General features: G+C 68.2%; 1 protein-coding gene. It reads right to left on the bottom strand.

The features are described 5' to 3' along the window. Nucleotides 1-147 precede the first annotated feature (147 nt). Nucleotides 148-418: hypothetical protein (locus tag D7Y13_RS46535; protein WP_158626249.1), on the bottom strand; the 271-nt coding region annotated here is incomplete at its 5' end.

Below are 418 nucleotides of genomic sequence, written 5' to 3'. Positions count from 1 at the left end.
GTGCGCATCCCGAAGGGAGCGGGTCGTAGCCGCGCGATTCGAGCCCCGCGACGGCCTGACAGTTCGCCGAGATTAGCGCCAACATCACGACTGTTATGTCCGGCCAGCGCCGCCCAGCCGACGTCTTCCTAGAGGGCCGTGCGCGCATCAGAACGCGCCCCGCAAGATGAGCGCTGCGCCGCCCAACGTCGGCTCGACGCGCACGTTCACACTCACGCGTGCGCGCTCGTAAACCGGGCCCGTGAAGAACCACCAAGCCCCGAGCCCCGCTGCCGCGATGCCCGTCGCCAACGTCACATCGGTCACCCACGCGAACGTCTGCGCGCGCGCCATTGCATCGACGCCAGGCTGCGTGCAGCGACGCTGGCCATCGTAGAGCGGACATGCCGCGTCGCTCTCGCGTTTGCTCGTAATCGTG

This window comes from Corallococcus praedator, assembly GCF_003612125.1.
Lineage (GTDB): Bacteria > Myxococcota > Myxococcia > Myxococcales > Myxococcaceae > Corallococcus > Corallococcus praedator.
This window is presented reverse-complemented; position numbering and strand designations above follow the sequence as displayed.